At 69.0% G+C, this 2,097-nt stretch carries 1 protein-coding gene; it reads right to left on the bottom strand.

Going from position 1 to position 2,097, the window contains the following annotated elements:
* Positions 1-1,985, bottom strand: a 1,985-nt coding sequence (locus tag BRX43_RS19930; protein ID WP_241215105.1) for a PBP1A family penicillin-binding protein, incomplete at its 3' end; no start/stop codon positions are given.
* Positions 1,986-2,097 lie beyond the last annotated feature (112 nt).

The following is a 2,097-nucleotide window of genomic DNA, read 5'->3' as shown; positions in this document are numbered from 1 at the left end:
GTCTGGGTCTGGGCGGGGGTCGCCGGCTCGCGCCCGCCGGTCACCCGGTCGATCAGATCGTCGAGCTGCTGCTGCGGCGAGGGCTGGGCCGGGGGCGCGGCCGGGGCCGCCGGCTCCGCCGGCACCGCGCCGCCCGGACCCTGGACCGGCGCATCGGCGGGCGGGGCGGCCGGCTGGCCGACCGGATTGCCGTTCTCGTCGACATAGACGCCATTGTCCGGCTGGCCGTAATAGCTCTCCTCATCGGGTTCGAGCTGCCATTCGGGCAGGGTCACCTGCGTGTCGAACTGTTCGATCGGCCGGCTGGCGACGGCGGGGCGCATGAAGGCGGCGAAGGCGCGGGCGGGCGCGGTGCCGCCATGCAGGCCGGCGACCGGCTTGGCATCGTCGCGGCCCATCCACACGCCCGTCGTCAGGCCTGAGGAGAAGCCCAGGAACCAGCCGTCCTTCTGCGAGGTGGTGGTGCCCGTCTTGCCCGCCACCGGCCGGCCGATCTGCGCCTGGCGGCCGGTGCCGGTGTTGACCGCGGTCTGGAGCAGGTCGGTCATCTCGGCGGCGACATAGGGCGCGACCAGCACATGGCTGCGATCCACCTCATGCGTGTAGATCGTCTCGCCGTTCGCGGTCACCTTGGTGATGCCATAGGGGGTGACGGCCACCCCCTTCGACGCGACGCTGGCGAAGGCGCGGGTCATGTCGATCAGCCGCACGTCCGACGTGCCCAGCACCATCGAGGGGTGGGTGTTGACCGGCGTGGTGATGCCGAACCGCTTCGCCATGTCGGCGATGGTGGTGAAGCCGACCTCCTGGCCCAGCTTCGCCGCCACCGTGTTGAGCGAATAGGCGAAGGCGGTGCGTAGCGTCACCGTGCCGCTGAAATGGCGGCTGTCGTTGCGCGGGCTCCAGCCGTCGATCGTCACCGGTCCGTCGACGATCGTGTCGTCGGGCTTGTGACCGGCCTCCAGCGCGGCGAGATAGACGAACAGCTTGAAGGCGGAGCCGGGCTGGCGCACCGCCTGGGTCGCGCGATTGTAGATGGAGGTGACATAGTCGGTGCCGCCGACCATCGCGCGCACCGCGCCGTCGCGGTCCAGGCTGACCAGCGCGCCCTGCGCCCCCTTGGGCACATTGGCGCGCACCGCCGTGTCCGCCTCGCGCTGCATCGCGGGGTCCAGCGTGGTCCACACCTCCAGCGGCGCCTGGGTCTCGTCGATCAGCGTGTCGAGCTGCGGCAGCGCCCAGTCGGTGAAATAGCGCGCGCTGTTCTGCGCGGGGGCGGGGGCGAGCTTCAGCCCGTCCGGGTCGGCGGCATCGGCCTGGCCCTGGGTGATATAGCCGTTGCGGACCATCTGCTCGATCACCACGCCCGCGCGGCCGACGGCGGCGGCGGCATCGGCGGTGGGGGAATAGTTGGACGGCGCCTTGACCAGGCCGGCGATCACCGCCGCCTCCGCCAGGCTCAGATGCTGCGCGCCATGGCCGAAGAATTTGCGGCTGGCCGCGTCGATCCCATAGGCGCCGCCGCCATAATAGACCTTGTTGAGATAGAGTTCGAGGATCTGGTTCTTGGAGAATTTCGACTCCATCGCCAGCGCCAGGATCGCCTCGCGGAACTTGCGCCCGAACTTCTTCTGGTTGTTCAGGAAGATGGTGCGGGTGATCTGCTGGGTGATGGTCGAGCCACCCTGTCGCCAGCGCCCCTTTTCCAGGCGCACCTCGATCGAGCGGGCGATGCCGATCGGGTCGACGCCAGGATGCTCGCGGAAGCGGCGATCCTCGACCGCGATGGTCGCGTCGCGCATCACCTGCGGGATGTCGGCATAGGGCAGCCATTCGCCATAGCTCGGCCCCAACGACACCAGGATCGACCCGTCCGAGGCATGGACGCGGATCATCTGGCCATTGGGCGAGGATTTCAGCTCGTCGAAGCTCGGCAGCTGCGCCCGCGCGACATAGACCGCGATGGCCAGGCTGCCATCATTCAAACAGATGACATCATCGCCCCACTGCCACATGAACCGACACCATGCCGCGGCCCAGCAGACACCGGCGCCTTCGTACAGGTGATCTGTCGTGCGCCTACCAGATCCAGACAGC

Source organism: Sphingomonas sp. S-NIH.Pt15_0812, from assembly GCF_003951315.1.
In the GTDB taxonomy this organism is placed as follows: domain Bacteria; phylum Pseudomonadota; class Alphaproteobacteria; order Sphingomonadales; family Sphingomonadaceae; genus Sphingomonas.
Note: the sequence above shows the minus strand (reverse complement) of the source record. Positions and strands in the feature narration are given on the sequence as shown.